The sequence below is a fragment of the Methylobacterium sp. Leaf117 genome (assembly GCF_001422985.1).
Lineage (GTDB): Bacteria > Pseudomonadota > Alphaproteobacteria > Rhizobiales > Beijerinckiaceae > Methylobacterium.
In genome coordinates, this window is sequence record NZ_LMNL01000036.1 from 117,897 (window position 1) to 136,006 (window position 18,110).

15 protein-coding genes and 1 other RNA gene are annotated in these 18,110 nt (G+C 68.9%); 12 read left to right on the top strand and 4 right to left on the bottom strand.

Going from position 1 to position 18,110, the window contains the following annotated elements; all coding sequences use genetic code 11:
* The first annotated feature begins 72 nt into the window (after positions 1-72).
* Positions 73-513, top strand: a complete 441-nt coding sequence (gene gloA / locus ASF57_RS19660) for a lactoylglutathione lyase (RefSeq protein WP_056188675.1) — start codon at positions 73-75, stop codon at positions 511-513.
* An 81-nt stretch (positions 514-594) separates the two neighbouring features.
* Here gloA and ASF57_RS26525 read toward each other — a convergent pair whose 3' ends face one another.
* The gene (locus ASF57_RS26525) at positions 595-762 is read right to left on the bottom strand and encodes a hypothetical protein (RefSeq protein ID WP_200935899.1); all 168 of its coding nucleotides are present in this window, start codon (positions 760-762) and stop codon (positions 595-597) included.
* Positions 763-1,034: 272 nt separating this feature from the next.
* Between ASF57_RS26525 and rnpB the strand changes: the two genes are divergently transcribed.
* The 11 genes from rnpB (at position 1,035) to ASF57_RS19710 (ending at position 15,328) form a co-directional block, all read left to right on the top strand.
* An RNA gene (rnpB, locus tag ASF57_RS20325) (RNase P RNA component class A) lies at positions 1,035-1,445 on the top strand.
* Positions 1,446-1,974: 529 nt separating this feature from the next.
* Positions 1,975-2,946, top strand: coding sequence for a cytochrome c peroxidase (locus ASF57_RS19665; RefSeq protein ID WP_244477039.1), 972 nt, complete (start codon positions 1,975-1,977; stop codon positions 2,944-2,946).
* Positions 2,947-2,994: 48 nt separating this feature from the next.
* Entirely contained in the window at positions 2,995-4,656 is a 1,662-nt protein-coding gene (locus ASF57_RS19670) for a HAMP domain-containing methyl-accepting chemotaxis protein (RefSeq protein WP_056486442.1), read from the top strand.
* Between the two features lie 435 nt (positions 4,657-5,091).
* Positions 5,092-6,150: a 16S rRNA (cytosine(1402)-N(4))-methyltransferase RsmH gene (rsmH, locus tag ASF57_RS19675; RefSeq protein WP_056486444.1), complete on the top strand. Its 1,059-nt coding sequence runs from the start codon at positions 5,092-5,094 to the stop codon at positions 6,148-6,150.
* Positions 6,147-6,575, top strand: a complete 429-nt coding sequence (locus ASF57_RS19680; protein ID WP_056188666.1) for a hypothetical protein — start codon at positions 6,147-6,149, stop codon at positions 6,573-6,575. Before rsmH ends, ASF57_RS19680 begins: the two co-directional genes overlap by 4 nt.
* 179 nt (positions 6,576-6,754) lie before the next feature.
* A complete protein-coding gene (locus ASF57_RS19685) occupies positions 6,755-8,491 on the top strand; it encodes a penicillin-binding protein 2 (RefSeq protein ID WP_244477040.1) in 1,737 nt (578 codons plus the stop codon).
* Positions 8,488-9,966, top strand: coding sequence for a UDP-N-acetylmuramoyl-L-alanyl-D-glutamate--2,6-diaminopimelate ligase (locus ASF57_RS19690; RefSeq protein WP_056486447.1), 1,479 nt, complete (start codon positions 8,488-8,490; stop codon positions 9,964-9,966). The genes ASF57_RS19685 and ASF57_RS19690 overlap by 4 nt, the downstream gene beginning before the upstream one ends.
* Complete coding sequence (locus ASF57_RS19695; RefSeq protein WP_056486450.1) at positions 9,963-11,435, top strand: UDP-N-acetylmuramoylalanyl-D-glutamyl-2,6-diaminopimelate--D-alanyl-D-alanine ligase; 1,473 nt, start codon at positions 9,963-9,965, stop codon at positions 11,433-11,435. The genes ASF57_RS19690 and ASF57_RS19695 overlap by 4 nt, the downstream gene beginning before the upstream one ends.
* A gap of 83 nt (positions 11,436-11,518) precedes the next feature.
* Complete coding sequence (gene mraY, locus ASF57_RS19700; protein WP_056188657.1) at positions 11,519-12,604, top strand: phospho-N-acetylmuramoyl-pentapeptide-transferase; 1,086 nt, start codon at positions 11,519-11,521, stop codon at positions 12,602-12,604.
* A gap of 5 nt (positions 12,605-12,609) precedes the next feature.
* Entirely contained in the window at positions 12,610-13,971 is a 1,362-nt protein-coding gene (gene murD, locus ASF57_RS19705) for a UDP-N-acetylmuramoyl-L-alanine--D-glutamate ligase (RefSeq protein WP_056486453.1), read from the top strand.
* Positions 13,972-14,068: 97 nt separating this feature from the next.
* Positions 14,069-15,328, top strand: coding sequence for an O-antigen ligase family protein (locus ASF57_RS19710; RefSeq protein ID WP_056486457.1), 1,260 nt, complete (start codon positions 14,069-14,071; stop codon positions 15,326-15,328).
* A gap of 9 nt (positions 15,329-15,337) precedes the next feature.
* Here the strand turns inward: ASF57_RS19710 and ASF57_RS19715 are convergent, their stop codons facing one another.
* From ASF57_RS19715 to maiA, 3 genes are all read right to left on the bottom strand, one after another.
* Positions 15,338-15,697, bottom strand: coding sequence for a hypothetical protein (locus ASF57_RS19715; RefSeq protein ID WP_056188649.1), 360 nt, complete (start codon positions 15,695-15,697; stop codon positions 15,338-15,340).
* A gap of 22 nt (positions 15,698-15,719) precedes the next feature.
* The gene (locus ASF57_RS19720; protein ID WP_056188646.1) at positions 15,720-17,051 is read right to left on the bottom strand and encodes an NAD(P)/FAD-dependent oxidoreductase; all 1,332 of its coding nucleotides are present in this window, start codon (positions 17,049-17,051) and stop codon (positions 15,720-15,722) included.
* Positions 17,052-17,292: 241 nt separating this feature from the next.
* Positions 17,293-17,937 carry a maleylacetoacetate isomerase gene (gene maiA, locus ASF57_RS19725; protein ID WP_056486460.1) on the bottom strand — a complete coding sequence of 215 codons (645 nt, stop codon included), beginning with the start codon at positions 17,935-17,937 and terminating at the stop codon, positions 17,293-17,295.
* Positions 17,938-18,110 lie beyond the last annotated feature (173 nt).

The following is an 18,110-nucleotide window of genomic DNA, read 5'->3' on the forward strand; positions in this document are numbered from 1 at the left end:
CCGTCTGACAGGCGCGTTGACGCGCACCCACCTGGGGCCACATAGGCGCTATTCCTCGGAGAGCACCAACCCATGCGATTCCTTCACACCATGGTCCGCGTCGCCGACCTCGACCGCGCCCTCGACTTCTACGTCAACACCTTCGGGCTTCAGGAGGTGCGCCGCGTCGACAACGAGAAAGGCCGCTTCACCCTGGTTTTCCTGGCGGCCCCCGACGATGCCGGCACCGCCAAGGAGACCCAGGCCCCGGTCATCGAGCTGACCCATAACTGGGACCCCGAGACCTATTCGGGTGGCCGCAACTTCGGGCATCTCGCCTACGAGGTCGATGACATCTACGCCTTCTGCGCCAAGCTGCAGGCTGCCGGAATCACGATCAACCGCCCGCCGCGCGACGGCAACATGGCCTTCGTGAAGTCCCCCGACGGCATCTCCATCGAGCTGCTGCAGAAGGGGCCGGCCAAGCCGCCGCAGGAGCCCTGGTCCTCGATGGAAAACACCGGCACCTGGTAAGCTCCCAGCCTCCGACCGTGAGGGTTTGCAATTGCAAGAGCCGCCTGCACCGAAAGGTGCGGGCGGCTCTCGACCTTCGAATCAAGGCTCGGGCACGGGTGTGATGCCGAGTTGGCTGAGCTTGGCCGTCACGGTCTCGATCGGCCGACGCAGCTTCAGGCTCATCACCGAGACGGGGATGCCCTCGCGCGCCATCGCGGTGAGTTGCTGGACGGATTCGAGCGTCCAGGCCGTGTCGTTCGTCGCCATCGCTTCCTCCTGTTCCGAACGCTGTCTGCGGTGCGGGTCTGCCCGCCTCGCCCTTCGAGACGTGGCACTGACGAGGATGTGGACAAGGGGACGCGCGAAGGGGCGGGCGAGCGGGCAGGCAAGTCCTCCTCCAAGATGGCAGCAAGCCGGGCGCCGGAAATCTCGCGCCCCCGTGCGGAACGTCGCGCCGGATGTCCCCCGGGCCTTCTCACTCGAGCCTTCTCACTCGGGCCTTGACCCCCGGCCCGCGCCCGGCGCACACCCGCGCCGGATCAGTCGGCCGGGCGGCCGCTCCGGGCCTCAGGCCCGGGGAGGAAAGTCCGGGCTCCATGGAGAGACGGTGCCGGATAACGTCCGGCGGGGGCGACCCCAGGGACAGTGCCACAGAGAGCAGACCGCCACGGATCGGCGCGAGTCGATCCGCGGTAAGGGTGAAAGGGTGCGGTAAGAGCGCACCGCGGACGCGGCAACGCGGACGGCACGGCAAACCCCACCGGGAGCAAAACCGAATAGGGGCGACACGGCGGGCCTCGCGGCCCGTTCAGGCCCTCTCTCCAGGCTCGTCGCCCGGGTTGGTTGCTCGAGGCGGTCGGTAACGATCGTCCCAGAGGAATGGCCGCCACGTTCGGATGCCGTCAGGCGTCCGGGCCCTACAGAACCCGGCTTAAAGGCCGACTGATCCACCTCGCGTTTCGGGAGCTGCCCAAGCGGATACCGGCATGTCCGGGCTGCCGCGTCAAAATGCGCCGGACCGATTTCAAGCGCGACGGCCGGTGTTCCGCCTCCGGGATCGCTCGTGGTTCAAGCCGGCGCAAGCATTTGGACGCCGTGCCGTAAGTTATCGGACCGAATCCTTGGCGGAAATTTCGGTTTCAGATCAAGATCGAACCCTTCGAACCGGATGACCAAGGATTTCGATCGGATACGATCGCACCAGAACGCCGGGCATCGGAAATTGTCTTCCTGACCTAACGAAGGACTTGTTTCGGAGGTGCCAGAGACAGCTGGAAAACATGGAATGAAGATCCGTCGTTCTTCAATTACATGGCGGAATCTATTGGGTTTATAAAATATTCAAGCAAAGAAATATTTAATTCAATTCCCGTATTCGGGCTTCCTCAAGTCGAGATTCGTTTCTTTCGACTATTGGCGGAACCGGTCCGAGGTTAGGCAATGGCTTTTCTGCGCGGGGTGATGATGCTGGCCGTCGGCATGGTGTTGTATGCGGGCGACGGGGCGACTTCGGCAGAATTGGACGATCTCAAAGCGCGTTACAAACGTCCGACCGCGATCCCGTTTCCGGAGGCCGCGCCCTATTCGCCGCAATTGGCGACGCTGGGCAAGATGCTGTTCTTCGATCCTCGTTTGAGCGGCAAGCAGAACCTGAGCTGCGCCAGCTGCCACAATCCCTCCTTCGGCTTCGAGGTCCCGGTCGCCGGTGCCATCGGGGCGACCAACACGCCGCTGGGCCGCAAGGCCCCGACCGTGCTGAACGCCGCCTGGATTCCGACCCTGTTCTGGGACGGGCGCGCGCCGGACCTCGAGACGCAGGCGATGGGGCCGATCACCGCGGATGCGGAGATGGACGGCAAGTTTCCCGAAATCATCACCCGCCTGAAGGGCACGCCGGAATACGCGGCCTGGTTCGCCAAACTGTTTCCCGGCAAGGGCGTGACGCAGGAGGCGATCCTCACCGCGATCGCGACCTATGAGCGGACGGTTGTGTCCGGGTGGGCCCCGTTCGACCGCTGGGTGGACGGCGATGAGGCGGCGATGGCGCCAGCCGCGCAACGGGGCTTCGCTCTGTTCAACGGGAAGGCCGGTTGCGCCGGCTGCCACACCGGATGGAACTTTACCGACAACCAGTTCCACGACCTCGGCCTCCCGACCAAGGATATCGGGCGCGCGGCCTTCGAACCGGATGCGCCCCTGGCACGCCATGCCTTCAAGACGCCGGGCCTGCGCAATCTGACCTACCGCGCGCCCTTCGGCCATGCCGGCCAGTTCGCCAACCTGGAGTCGATCGTCGACTTTTACGAGACCGGAGGCATCGTCCGCCCGTCGAAGTCGCCGCTGATGAAGCCCCTCCGGCTGGCGCCGGAGGAGCGCGCCGACCTGATCGCGTTCCTGCGTTCCCTCACTGCGGAGCAGACCCGGACGGCGCTGCCGAATCTTCCGAACTGAAACCTGCCGAACGGCGCTTGAACCAAGTCCGATACGAGAGCCACCGCGATGTCGATCCGCTACACGATCCTGCTTCCGCTCCTCGGCTTCATGCTCCTGGCCGGTCTTCTCTCCGGCGTGACCGGCTGGGTCGGCCTCGGAGCGGTCGGCGACCTGTCCCTGCTCGGCTCGCGCACCACCGAGACCAACGAAGCGAGTCGCATCGCGCGTGACCGCTTCAACCGCGCCGAGGATCTGATCGCCCGCGTCAGCGCCATGACCGATCTGGTCGACATGGGCCCGATCAACCGCGAGTTCACGGCGGCGAGCGATCAGATCATGGCTCTCCTGGGCCGGCTCGAGGCTCTGGCCCAGTCCGATCGGATGCTGATACTCGCCCGCAGCGCCCAGGCCGAGGCCCGGCAATGGCGCGCCGATGCGGAAGTCCTGCTCGGCCTCCGGCCCTCCGCCCAAGTCCCGACTCTGGAGCGGATGGCACAGGAGAACCAGCGCCTGCGGCAGCGTTTCGACGAGGCCGTCGCGCTCGCTGCCGAGGATGCGCGCGCCCAGATCCAGGCCACGCATGCCGGCACGGTCTGGAAGATCTGGGCCATGCTCGGCCTCGTCGGCGGCGTCGTCCTCGTCGGCTCCGGCACCGCGTGGTGGCTGGCCGGAACGCTGGCCCGTCCGCTGGAGCGCCTCACCGAGGACACCACCCGCCTCGCCAACGGCGACACCGACGTGGCCCTGGCGGCGACCCGGCGCCGGGACGAGATCGGCGACATCGCCCGGGCGGTGATGGCCATCCGCGACATGTCCCTGGCGGACGCCGCCCAGCAGCTTCAGACCACCGAAGCGGCGCGGCTGCGCGAGGATCAGGCCCGGCGCACCCTGCTGCGCGACCTCGCCGACCGCTTCGAGCGCTCGGTGGGCGGCATCGTCACCCACGTGGCCGAGGCGGTCACCGGGCTGCAGTCGTCGTCGGACACCATGCGGAGCGCGGTCGAGGGCACCGCCCTGCGCTCCACCAGTGCGGCTGAGGCCGCGCGGCAGACGTCCGGCAATGTCACCGCCGTGGCGGCCGCCGCCGACCAGCTCGGCTCGACGGTGGGGGAGATCGGGCGGCAGGTCGATCAGGCCAGTGAGATCTCCGCCGCCGCCGTGCAGGCCGCGTCCCGCACCGGCGCGACCATGGCGGCGCTCTCCGCCGCCGCGACCCGGATCGGCGACGTCGTCGGGCTGGTCTCGACCATCGCCGGCCAGACCAACCTCCTCGCCCTCAACGCCACCATCGAGGCGGCCCGCGCGGGCGAGACCGGCCGCGGCTTCGCCGTGGTGGCGGCGGAGGTGAAGGAGCTTGCCTCCCAGACCAGCCGCGCCACCGAGGAGATCCGTCAGCAGATCGGGGCAATCCAGGCCGCCACCGGCGGCGCCGCGCTGGCGATCGAGGAGATCACGTCCCAGATCCACGCGATGAGCGGCGTCACGACGAGCATCGCCGGCGCGGTCGAGGAGCAGGGGGCCACCACGCAGGAGATCATGCGCAGCATGATGCAGGCCTCCTCCGGCACCGACCGGGTGACCACCGACATCTCCGAGGTCGCCCGTTCGGCCGACGCTGCCGGCCAGGTCGCCCAGTCTGTGGCGACCGCCGCCGATGCTCTCGCAGGTCAGTCACGGACCCTGCGGGCCGAGATCGAGAACTTCCTCGGCAACGTCCGGGCGGCCTGATCGCGATTGCTTGGCGACGACGGCCGAAGCCGCGTCCTCCGCGCGAGAAGTTCTGCCGCCTCGACGCCGACATCGAGGCGCCGGCGCGCATCCCGGATGTGCCTTTGACGTCCGATCCTTACGCTCGGTTAACCTTGCTGAGGTCTGATCGACGCTGGCCGCTTCCCCTCGGCTAGGTTCGTTGACGGCGCTCAGAGGCCCATGGTACCCCGATTCATCCCGTCAACGGCGAATTTCGGATCGACGGACGCAGCCTGTCCCAGGCAGGCCGGTGTCCGCATGCGCGGTCGCGTCTCGCGTCGACCCGGAGACGCCCCGTCTCTCCGAGCCGCGCCTGCGTGCTCCAGCCCCGTGGAAGGGACGCATGCGCCGCTTCACTCCCGTCGATTTCCGGCTCCGCTTCGGAGCGCAACGGCGGCACGCCGAGGCCATCCGATGATGCGTGCTCCTCGCGAAGCGCGGGTCCCGCGCGCCCTCGACGGCGCGCCGCACGTCCCCGTCCTCCTCGGTGAGGTGCTGGCCGCCCTCGATCTGCCCGGCCGCAGCCTCGCCGTCGACGGCACCTTCGGGGCCGGCGGCTACACCCGCGCGATGCTGCAGGCCGACCCAGGCGTTCACGTTCTGGCGATCGACCGCGATCCGGGCGCGATCGCGGGCGGCGCCCCCCTGGTCGCCGAGGCGGCCGGACGCCTGACCCTGGTGCCGGGCCGTTTCGGCACCCTTGACGCCTGCGTGGAGGGCGCCGGCCATGCGCTGGCCGATGCCGTGGTCCTCGATATCGGCGTGTCGTCGATGCAGATCGACCAGCCGGAGCGTGGCTTCTCCTTCCGCAACGACGGCCCCCTCGACATGCGCATGGAGCGCGCCGGCCCGAGCGCGGCCGACCTCGTCAACGAGTCCGAGGAAGCCGACCTCGCCGACATCATCTTCCATTACGGCGAGGAGCGCCGCTCGCGCGCCGTCGCCCGGGCGATCATCGAGGCCCGCCGCAAGGGGCGCATCGAGACGACCGCGGCGCTGGCCGACATCGTCGCCAGCGTGGTCTGGGCCGATCCGGCGAGCGGCATCCATCCGGCGACCCGGACCTTCCAGGGTCTGCGCATCGCGGTGAACGACGAACTCGGCGAGCTGGTCCAGGCGCTGCACGCCGCCGAGCGCATCCTGCGGCCCGGCGGTCGCCTCGCGGTGGTGACCTTCCACTCGCTCGAAGACCGGATCGTCAAGCAGTTCTTCTCGGCCCGCAGCGGCCGGGCGGCTCAGGCCTCCCGCCACCTGCCGAGCCTGGAGGCCCCGGCGCCCCGGAGCTTCGGCGCCGTCACCAAGGGACCGGTCCTGCCGAGCTCGGCCGAGACCGCCGCCAATCCCCGGTCCCGCTCGGCCAAGCTGCGCGCGGTGGAGCGCACAAACGCGCCCGCGCCCGAACCCCTGGCGGCCATCGAGACCCTGGCGGCGCTGCCGGCGCGGACGGGTCGGAGCGGAGGGGCACGCCGGTGATCCGTTTGCTCAACCTCATCGCGGTGCTCGGGCTGATCGGCTCGGCGATATACGCCTACTCGATCAAGTACGACACCCTCTACCAGGCGGGACAGGTCTCGAAGGCCCAGACCCAGCTCAAGAAGGAGCGTCAGGCCATCGCGGTCCTGCGCGCCGAGTGGCAATTGCTGACGCGGCCGGACCGGCTTCAGGCGGCGGTCGATCGCTATCTCGCCCTCGAGCCCATCGGCACCGCCCATCTGGGGCGCCTGGCCGACCTGCCGGCGCGTCCCGATCGCGGCGACGAGATCGGGCGGCTCCTCGCTGCCACGGCGACGCCCAAGGAGAAGCCGGTGGCCGCTCGCGGGTCCGATGAGCCGCGCATCACCGGCAGCATCACGCCCCGCACCACCACGACCAGAACTCCGACCACGCCTTCGAGGTAGTGCCCGTGTCCGAAGTCCCGACTCACGACGCAGCCGAGTCGACCGGCGCGCCCGCCCGCGGGGAATCCGTCGCGTGCGTGGAAACCGTCACCCCGCAGGGTCCGGCCTCCGCGGCGGGCGCCGCCCAGGTCGAACGGACGGTACTCGAGCCCGCGCCCGAGGCACCGGCCGCACCGCCGGTGTCGCGGGCCGAGTGGGTGCTCCGGCACGCGAAGGCGATGTTCCACCTCGCCATCGAGCGGTCCTATACCCGCGTCGGGCTCGTCGGTCTCGCCTTCGCGCTGGTGTTCGCCACCATCGCCGGGCGCCTGATTTTCGGGGCGGCCTTCCCGGAGCCCGATAACGGCGATCGCCGGATCGCGGCGGCCGCCACGACGGCGATCCGCCCCGACATCGTCGACCGCAACGGCGAGATCCTCGCCACGGACATCCGCACGGTCTCGATCTTCGCGGAACCGCGCAACATCTACGACAAGGACGAGGCGGTCGAACTGCTCACCGCCGTGCTGCCGCAGATCAACGCCACCGAGTTGCGCGCCAAGCTCTCCACCAAGAAGGGCTTCGTCTGGGTCAAGCGCGAGATCACCCCGAAGCAGCAGGCCGAGGTCCACCGTCTCGGCATCCCGGGCATCGGCTTCCTGCCCGACCACAAGCGCGTCTACCCGAACGGCGTCGCCGCCGCCCACATCCTCGGTGTGACCAACCTCGACAACATCGGCATCGCCGGCATCGAGAAATACATCGACAACCAGGGCAACAAGGCGCTCAACGATTTCGGCCTCGTGGCGAAGCAGACCGACCTCGCGCCGGTCCAGCTTTCCATCGACCTGCGGGCGCAGTTCGCTGTGCGCGATGAACTCGCCTGGGGTCTGGAGCATTTCAAGGCCAAGGCCGCCGCCGGCATGATCCTCGACGTGCAGACCGGCGAGGTGATCGCGCTCGCCTCCCTGCCGGATTTCGACCCGAACGATCCGGCCGACGCGCTCAACCCCGACCGCATCAACCGCATGAACGTCGGCGTCTACGAGATGGGGTCGACCTTCAAGGCGATGACCCTCGCGATGGCGCTCGATTCCGGCAAGTACAACGTCAACTCCACCTTCGACACCCGTGGCGGCGTGCTGAACTGGGGCCGCCAGAAGATCCACGAGTATCACGGCACCAACCGCGTCATCACTATGCCGGAGGTGTTCACGCACTCGTCGAACATCGGCTCGGCCAAGATGGCGCTCGGCATCGGCGTGCCCGGCCACAAGGCCTTCCTGAAGAAGATGGGCCTGACCGACCGCATGCGGACGGAACTTCCCGAGAGCGCCGAACCGCTGGTGCCGCCGCGCTGGACCGAGATCAACACCATCACGATCGCGTTCGGCCACGGCCTCGCGGTGGCGCCGATCCAGGCGACGGCGGCGGTTGCGGCTATCGCCAATGGCGGCTTCCTGATGACGCCGACTTTCCTGAAGACCACGCAGGCGGACGCCATGGCGAAGGCCACCCGTGTGCTCAAGCCCGAGACCAGCGAGGCGATGCGCTTCATCATGCGCCTCAACGCCGTCGAGGGCTCGGCCAAGAAGGCGTCGATCCCGTACTACTTCGTGGGCGGCAAGACCGGCACCGCCGAGAAGGTCATTCACGGCCGCTACGTGAAGAACCGCCTGTTCACGACCTTCATGGCCGCTGCCCCGATGAACAACCCGAAATACCTCTTCGTCACCATCATGGACGAGCCGCAGGGCCTTCCGGAATCCGGCGGTTACGCTACGGCCGCCTGGAATTCCGGTGTCGTTACCGGCCGTGTGATCGAGCGGGTCGCGCCCATCCTCGGCCTGCCGCCGCAATTCGATCCGCCGGTCAAGCCCTTCCCCCTCATGGTGAAACTCGGCGCCTATCACGCGACGCAGGTGGACGGGCGATGAGCGGGCCGACCCTCGGCTCACTGTTTCCCGAGGCCGAGGCGGCCTTCGCTGGCCTGCCCGTCTCCGGGTTGACGGCTGATTCACGCAAGGTCGCGCCCGGCATGGTGTTCGTGGCCGTACCCGGCACCGTGGCGGATGGAAGGCGCTTCGTGGCGCAGGCCGCGCAAGCCGGTGCCGTGGCGGTGGTGAGCGAGGGCGCGCGGCCGGCCGATCTCGACGGAGCCGTGCCCTACATCGCCGTCGCCGATGTGCGGCACAGCCTCGCACGCGCCGCCCGCACCTTTTCGGGCCGGCAGCCGGCCCAGGTCGTCGCGGTGACCGGCACAAGTGGGAAGAGTTCGGTCACGGATTTCGTGCGCCAGATCCTGGCGCGCCTCGGCGTCGAGGCGGCGAGCCTCGGCACGGTCGGCATCGTCACCAGCCGCGGCGCGACCTATGGCTCGCTGACCACGCCCGATCCCGTCACGCTCCACGCCACCCTGGCGCAATTGGCCGATGACGGCATCGGATACCTCGCCATGGAGGCGTCCTCCCACGGCATCGAGCAGCGACGCCTCGACGGCGTCGATCTCGCGGCGGTGGGCTACACCAATCTCGGGCGCGATCATCTCGACTACCACGCCACCATCGAGGACTACCTCGCCGCCAAGCTCCGCCTGTTCACGACCCTGGCGCAGCCCGGCATCCCGGCGGTGATCAACCTCGACGGCGCCTATGCCGACGTGGTCGTGGCGTCCGCCGCCGCGCGTGGGCTCGACATTCACACCACCGGCACCAAGGGTGACACGGTGCGGCTCATCGCGGCCCGCACCGAAGGCTTCCACCAGCACCTCACCCTCCTGGCGCCGGGCACAAGCGGCGTTCTCGAGGAATACGGCGTCCGCCTGCCCCTCGTTGGCGGCTTTCAGGTGGAGAACGCGCTGCTCGCCGCCGGTCTCGTCCTGGCGACTCCGGCCGGTCACGCGGACTGCCCCGGCGTTATCGCCGCCCTCGAACATCTCACCGGGGTTCCGGGCCGGATGGAGCGGATCGGCGAAGCCAATGGCGGGCTCTGCCTCGTCGATTACGCCCACAAACCCGAAGCGCTGGAGGGCGTGCTGACGGCGCTGCGCCCGTTCGCAACCGGGCGCCTGCGGGTGGTCTTCGGCTGCGGCGGCGATCGCGATACGGGCAAGCGCCCCATCATGGGCGCCATCGCGGCACGGATGGCGGACGCCGTCATCGTCACCGACGACAATCCCCGCAGCGAGGACCCGGCCACGATCCGCGCCGCGATCCTGGCCGCTGCCCCGGGAGCGATCGAGATCGGCGACCGGGCCGAGGCGATCCGGACCGCCGTGCGGGCGCTCGCGCCCGGTGATGTGCTGGTGGTGGCCGGCAAGGGCCATGAAACCGGCCAGATCGTGGGGTCACAGGTTCTGCCCTTCTCGGACCACGACGTCCTCCGGGCTGCGATCGCGGAACGCTCACGATGACCCAACCGAACCCGCTCTGGACGCAGGACGCCTTGGAGGCCGCCACCGGCGGGACCGTGCACGGCGCGCCGAGGGCCATCACCGGCGCCTCCATCGACACCCGCACGCTGCAGCCGGGCGACCTGTTCTTCGCCATCAAGGGCGAGGCACGGGACGGGCACGACTTCGTCCGCGCCGCCCTGGAGCGTGGCGCCGGAGCGGCGGTGGTCGCCACCGAACGCGCGCCGGACTTCGCCGGGGCCGGTCCCGTCCTGGCGGTTTCCGGCAACGCGTCCGGCTCGGGTGACGATCCTGTTCTCGACGCCATGCGGGCCTTGGGGGCCGCCGCCCGGGCCCGCAGCCGGGCCGGCATCGTCGCGGTGACGGGCTCGGTCGGCAAGACCGGCACCAAGGAAGCGCTGCGTCACGTCCTGTCGGCGCAGGGAATGACCCACGCCTCCATCGCCTCCTACAACAACCACTGGGGCGTCCCTCTGACCCTGGCGCGGATGCCCGCCGATGCGCAGTTCGGCGTGTTCGAAATCGGCATGAACCATCCGGGCGAGATCGTGCCGCTGACCGCCATGGTGCAGCCGGACATCGCCCTGGTGACCACCGTCGAGCCCGTGCACATCGAACACTTCGCCTCGCTCTCGGCCATCGCCGACGCCAAGGGCGAGATCTTCTCCGGCCTGAAGGCCGGCGGCACTGCGATCATCAACCGCGACAATCCGAGCTATCCGCGCCTGCTCGCCCATGCCCAGGCCTCGCGCGCGGGTCGCGTCATCACCTTCGGCGAGCATCCGGAGGCGGATGTTCGCGCTCAGCGCATCGTCCTGCGCCCCGACCTCTCGGTGGTGGACGCGGTGGTGATGGGCATCCCCGTCACCTATCAGCTCGGCACGCCCGGCCGGCACACGGCGATGAACTCGCTCGGCGTGATGGCGGTGGTGCATGCGCTGGGGGCCGATCTCGCCCTCGCCGCCCTGTCGCTCGCCGCCCTGCGGCCGCCGGTCGGTCGCGGCGAGCGCACCGCGCTGGCGATCGGGGCGGGCGAGGCCTTCCTGGTCGACGAGAGCTACAATGCCAATCCGGCCTCGATCCGCGCCGCGCTCGCGACCCTGTCGGCCATCGAGACCGGCCCGCGTGGACGCCGCATCGCCGTGCTGGGCGACATGCTCGAACTCGGACCCGAGGGCGAAGCCCATCACCGCGACCTGGCCGGACCTGTGGAAGCGGCCAAGGTCGACCTCGTCTTCACGGCTGGTCCGCTGATGCGCAACCTCTTCGAGGCGCTGCCGGTGAGCCGGCGCGGCGCCTGCGCGGCCACCTCCGCCGACCTGCTCGAATCCGTGCTCTCGACCCTGCGCCCCGGCGACGCCGTGATGGTGAAGGGCTCGAACAGCATCCGCATGGGCCGGATTGTGGAAGCGCTCAAAGCCCGTTACGCGAACGCCCAAGCCGAACCGCCACACGCCGTCGCGCGCTGAGGCGACCTTCATCACGGCCGGGGAGGGGACGCGTGCCCCGTGCCTTCGGCCGAGTTTCGAACCGAACCACGGCCGGGTGCTGGATGCTGTATCTCCTGTCGGACTTGAGCGGCACCGTCTCCGCCCTCAACGTCTTCCGCTACATCACCTTCCGCACCGGCGGCGCGCTGTTCACGGCGGGCCTGTTCGTGTTCTGGTTCGGGCCGCTGATCATTTCGCTGCTGCGTCTGCGCCAGGGCAAGGGCCAGCCGATCCGCGAGGACGGCCCCCAGTCGCACCTGCTGACGAAGCGCGGCACGCCCACCATGGGCGGCCTGATGATCCTGGCCGGCTGCGTCGTGGCGATCCTGCTCTGGGCCAATCCGCGCAACCATTATGTCTGGGTCACCCTGGCGGTGACCCTCGGCTTCGGCGCCATCGGATTCTACGACGACTATCTCAAGGTGACGAAGCAGTCGCACAAGGGCTTCTCGGGCAAGTTCCGCCTCCTGCTGGAAGCGGGTATCGCCCTCGCGGCCTGTGTGCTGATCTCGGTCTACTCGGCCCCGACCCTGCAGAACCAGCTCGCCTTCCCGGTGTTCAAGGACGCGCTCCTGAACCTCGGCTGGTTCTACGTGCTGTTCGCCGCCTTCGTCATCGTGGGAACCGGCAATGCCGTGAACATGACCGACGGACTCGACGGCCTCGCCATCGTGCCGGTGATGATCGCCTGCGGCACCTTCGGCGTCATCGCCTACCTCGTCGGCAACGTGTTCACGGCCGGCTACCTGCAGGTGAACTACGTGCGCGACACCGGCGAACTCGCGGTGGTCTGCGGCGCGGTGATCGGGGCGGGGCTCGGCTTTCTTTGGTTCAACGCGCCGCCGGCGCAGGTCTTCATGGGTGATACCGGCTCGCTGGCGCTCGGCGGTCTCCTCGGCACCATCGCGGTGGCCACCAAGCACGAGATCGTGCTGGCCATCGTGGGCGGCCTGTTCGTGCTCGAGATGATGTCGGTGATCATCCAGGTCGCGTCGTTCAAGCTCACGGGCAAGCGGGTCTTCCGCATGGCCCCGATCCACCACCATTTCGAGCAGAAGGGCTGGAAGGAGCCGCAGGTCGTGATCCGGTTCTGGATCATCGCCGTGATCCTGGCGCTGGCCGGCCTCGCCACTCTGAAGCTGCGCTGATCCGCATGACGCCCGTCACCACCTTCGCCGGCCGGAAGGTCGCCTTGTTCGGCCTCGGTGGCTCCGGCCTCGCCACCGTGCGCGCCCTGATCGCCGGGGGCGCCGACGTGCTCGCCTGGGACGATTCCCCGGAGAGTACGGCGCGGGCGCGCGACCAGGGCATCACCGTCTTCGACCTGAACGAGGCCGACTGGACCGGCTTCTCCGCCCTGATCCTCGCCCCCGGCGTGCCGCTGACCCACCCCGTTCCCCACTGGACCGTCACGAAGGCGCGCGAGGCCGGCATCCCGATCATCGGCGATATCGAGCTGTTCGTCCGGGAGCGCCGCGCCCTTGCGCCGGGCGCACCCTTCGTCGCCATCACGGGCACCAACGGCAAATCGACCACTACGGCGCTGATCGCCCACATCCTGACGGCGGCCGGCCGCGACGTGCAGATGGGCGGCAATATCGGCACCGCGATCCTGTCCCTGGCGCCGCCGGCGCCCGACCGCATCCACGTGATCGAGCTGTCCTCGTTCCAGATCGACCTGACGCCGAGCCTCGACCCGAGCCTCGGCATCCTCCTCAACATCACGCCGGACCACCTCGACCGCCACGGCACCCTGGCCGACTATGCGGCGATCAAGGCGCGGCTGGTGGCGGGGGCGGACCGCGCCATCGTCGGGGTCGACGACGATCTCAGCCGGACCATCGCGGACGCCCGGACGGGGCCTTGCGTCCGCATCCATGTCGGAATGCCGGATGCCGATTTCGACGGCCTGTCGGCCCGCGACGGAACGGTGTTCGATGCGGACGGCACCCCGATCGCGGACCTCAACGGCATCGGGTCCCTGCGCGGGGCGCACAATTGGCAGAATGCCGCTGTGGCGGCCGCCTGCGTCCGGGCTCTCGGAATCAGCGATGCCGAACTGGTGGCGGGTCTCCGGAGCTTCCCCGGTCTGCCCCACCGCATGGAAGAGGTCGGCCGGCGCGGGCGCGCTCTGTTCGTCAACGATTCGAAGGCCACCAACGCCGATTCCACCGAGAAGGCCCTGACCGCCTTCCACGACATCCACTGGATCCTCGGCGGCAAGGCCAAGGAGGGGGGCATCGCATCCCTGGCGCCGCTGTTCGGCCGCGTCGCCCACGCCTATCTGATCGGCGCGGCAAGCGACGCCTTCGCCGCCACCCTGGAGGGCCGGGTGCCCTACACCGCCTGCGGCACCCTCGCGGTCGCCACCGCGAAGGCGGCCGAGGCCGCTGCGGCGTCGGAGGCGGCCGAGCCCGTCGTCCTGCTCTCGCCGGCCTGCGCGTCCTACGACCAGTTCCGAAGCTTCGAGGATCGCGGGGATCGGTTCCGGGATCTGGTGCGCGCGCGGACCTGAGGACAACCGCTTCTCGAAATCTCAATCATTCTCGCGCCTGATGGAGAGCAGGTAGCGCGCGCTCGCCCCCTCGGCGGCGCGGGGATGGGTTGAGTGCATGGCGTCCACGATGGCACCCGGCGCGGCGCGCTGGCAGGCGGGAGCCTGGGCCCGTATCCCTGTTCTCAGCGTCCTGAAGCGCCTCGCGACGCTTCTCCTCGTCGCCTTCATCTTCTTCGCCTGCTTCGCCTTTTCCGACACCTCGCCCTACGATGTCGTGGCGATCCCCACCATCGTGCTGTGGCTCTGCCTCGGCCTGCGCCTGCATCGGGGCATGGTGCCTCTGCTCTGGCTGCTGATCCTCTACGTCAGCGCCATCACGGTGGCGCTGATGCCCTTCGTCGACCAGCCCCTGCCGGTGACCTGGACGATCCAGCTCGCCTATCTCGCCATCACCGGCGTGTTCTTCGCCATGCTGTTCTCCGACGACACCGAGGCGCGGATGGAACTGGCGCTCAAGACCTTCGTGGCGAGCTGCCTGCTGTCGAGCGCCTTCGGCATCGTGGGCTATTTCGGATTCATCCCGACCGAGGACCTGTTCTACAAGTACGGCCGTGCCTCGGGCACCTTCCAGGACCCGAACGTGTTCGGCTCGTTCCTGACGCTGGGCGCGCTCTACCTGATGCATGGCCTGCTGCTCGGCACCAGCCGGCGGCCGATCCTCTCCTCCGCGATCCTGATGGTGATTGTGGCGGGCATCTTCCTGTCGTTCTCGCGCGGCTCCTGGGGCGGCACGCTGATCGCCGTCGCCGTGATGGTGGGCAGCGTCTACACCACCACGCCCTCGGCGCGCTTGCGCCGCCGCATCGTCATCCTGACGGTGCTGGCCGTGGCCGCCACGGCGGTCGCCATCGTGGGATTGCTGTCGATCGGCGACACGGCCGAGATGTTCTCGAAGCGCGCGGCGGTCACGCAGGATTACGACACCGGCGAGACCGGTCGCTTCGGCAACCAGATGCGCGGCCTCGCCATGCTCCTGGATGAACCGCTCGGGATGGGGCCCCTGCGCTGGCGCCTGATCTTCGCGCTGGAGCCGCACAACACCTATATCGGCAGCTTCGCCAATGGCGGCTGGCTCGCCGGCGTGACCTTCATCGGCCTCGTGCTGACCACCAGCGTGGTCGGCTTCCGGCTGATGCGCCGCGACACGCCCTACCGCCGCCACGCCCAGATCGTCTGGCCGGCCCTGCTGATGTTCTTCCTGCAGGCGGTCCAGATCGACATCGAGAAGTGGCGCCACGTCTACATGATGCTCGGCATGATCTGGGGCCTGGAGGCTGCCCGCCTGCGCTGGCTCGCGCGCGAAGAGCGCGGCTGAGGCGGCATTTCAGCCGCCCTCGGGCTTCGACGCGTCCGTTTCCGGCTCCCCAGTCTCCGAATCCTGACCTTCCGGCTCCGGGTCGGCCGTCCAGGCCGTGGCGAAGGCCGCGAGGTGGCGGGCATCCGCGAAGGCCAGGACGGTGACCGCCCGGTCGACCGGCATCGCGCCGGGATAGGGCGACAGAAGCACCTTCTCCTCGGAGAATCGGGCGCCCGGGGCGTGCTCGGCGAGCCAGGCTTCGGCCTCCGGGGAGAGGCGGCTCGGATCGGCCGCGTCACGCGCCCGTGAATCGCCACGCAGGACGAGGACATAGGAGCCGAGCGCCGGATTGCGCTGCTGCACCGCTTTGACGATGTCGAGAAACATGCCGATCGGGTCCCGGTTGTGCTCAGTGCAGTTTCACGCGCGACTCGGTTCGCCGGGTCAGCGCGCGAGCCACCGCGTCGAGGGTCGTCTTCACGGTGCCGTGCAGGGCCTGCTCGTGCATCTTGTACAGGGAACGGTACATCATGCGGGCGAAGAGGCCGGCGATGAACATGTTCTTGCCCTTGATGAACCCCATCAGGCTGCCGACCGTCGAGTATTCGCCTAAGGACACCAGCGAGCCGAAGTCGCGGTACTTGAAGGCTTTCAGCGGCTTGCCGGCCATCTTGTCGGGGATGATCTTGATGAGGTGCGTCGCCTGCTGGTGAGCCGCCTGCGCGCGGGGCGGGATCGGCGTATCCGACCCCTTCTCCACGAGGTAGGCGCAGTCGCCCATCGCGAAGATGTCCGGGTCGCGGGTGGTCTGCAGGGTCGGCGTGACCACGAGCTGGTTGTTGCGCGTGGTCTCGAGGCCGCCGATCTCGTGCAGGAACGGCGGCGCCTTCACGCCGGCGGCCCAGACCACGAGTTCGGAGGGGATGAAGCCGCCATCGGCGAGTTGCACGCCCTCGGGTCGGACCTCGGTCACGCGGGCGCCGGTGCGAACCTCGACGCCGATCTTGTCGAGCAGCACCATGACGTCGCGGGACATCCGCTCCGGAACGGCGGGCAGGATGCGGCTCGCCGCCTCGACGAGGGTGATCTTCAGGTCCTTGGCCGGATCGATGCGGTCGAGACCGGTCGCCGCCACGTGGCGGGTGGTGCGATGGAGTTCGGCGGCGAGTTCGGTGCCGGTGGCCCCGGCGCCGATAACGGTGACGTGGAGCTGGCCGGGCCGCACCGGTCCCGGCTGGGTGTGGGCGCGCAGCATCCCGTTCACGAGGCGCTGGTGGAAGCGCACCGCCTGGCTCTGGGTGTCGAGCGCGATGGCATTCTCTTTCACGCCGGGCGTACCGAAATCATTGGTGGTCGAACCCACCGCCATCACCAGGGTATCGTAGGCGATCTCGCGGACCGGCGTGACCTCGCGGCCCTCGGTGTCGTGGCTGGCGGCCAGGTGAATCACCCGCTTGGTCCGGTCGAGCCCCGTCATCTCGCCGATGCGGTAGCGGAAATGGTGCCGGTGGGCGTGGTGCAGGTAATCGACCGCATGGTGCCCCACATCGAGGCTGCCGGCGGCGACCTCGTGCAGCAGCGGCTTCCAGATGTGGGTCCGCGCCCGGTCGACCAGGGTGACGTGCGCCTTCTGCGTCCGACCGAGCTTTTCGCCGAGCTTGGTCGCGAGCTGCAGCCCCGCCGCTCCGCCGCCGACGACCACGATGCGGTGCAGATTGTCCTCGGATTCGGCCGGTACCATGACGCTCACACCCTCGATCTTGTCGTCTTGTGTCGAAGTCTTGTCTGATGCTGAAATCTTGTCGAAACCTTGCGGCGGCGTGCCCCCGATGCGGGGCGACGCGACGAGATCCGAAAGCTTAGTTTAGAAGGATTAGAAACCGACCGCCATTCCTATCAGGCAGGGCTGCCCAGGAGACAGGGCTGTCCAGGAGACAGGGCGACTTATCAGACCGGGATGCCTCGCGAACCCGGTCCATGCGTCACGCCGGTGCGCCCGGCTGGCGCAGGGGATGGGCGCGGGCGAAGGCGTCCTGGGCCAGGCAATCCTCGGCGATCCGCTGCACCGTCGGGAACGGTGCCGTGTCGACGCCGAAGATGCCGGTGCCGACCCAGAGGCTGACGAGGCAGAGATCGGCATGGCTGACCGCATCGCCCTGGGCATAGCGGCCGGTGCCGGGCTCGCGGGTCAGGCGCGTCTCCAGGGTCTTCAGCCCGGTCGCCATCCAGTGGCGGACGAAGCCGAGCATGCGCTCGCGCGGCAGGTCGTAGGTCTCCATCAGGAAGTTGCGCACCCGCGGCACGTAGAGCGGATGGGTGTCGCAGGCGACCACCTGGGCCAGAGACCGGGCCCGCGCCCGCGCCCGCGGATCGCTCGGCAGGAGCGGCGTCGCCGGGTGTATGTCCTCCAGGTAGTCGAGGATCGCCAGCGACTGGATCAGCGGCGGCCCGTCGCCGTCGAAGACCGCCGGGACCGCTCCCTGCGGATTGATCGCGAGGAATTCCGGCTTGAACTGCTCGCCGGCATCGAGGTCGAGGAAGGTCTCCTCGTAGGCGATCCCCTTGAGGTTGAGGGCGACGCGGATCCGGAACGCGGCAGCCGAGCGCCAATTGCCGTACATCTTCATGCGCGCACCGTTTCCTTGCTCCGCGGATTCTTGTCCGTCTCTCGTGCGAGACGACCACACCCGACATCGCGCCGCCCCGCAAGTGCGTTCTACCGGCCAGCATGGCGGCGCGTACGATTTGGCAGCGCCGTGTTCATCGCGCATAGACAGGCCCCGAGGCCCCCATCCTCGGA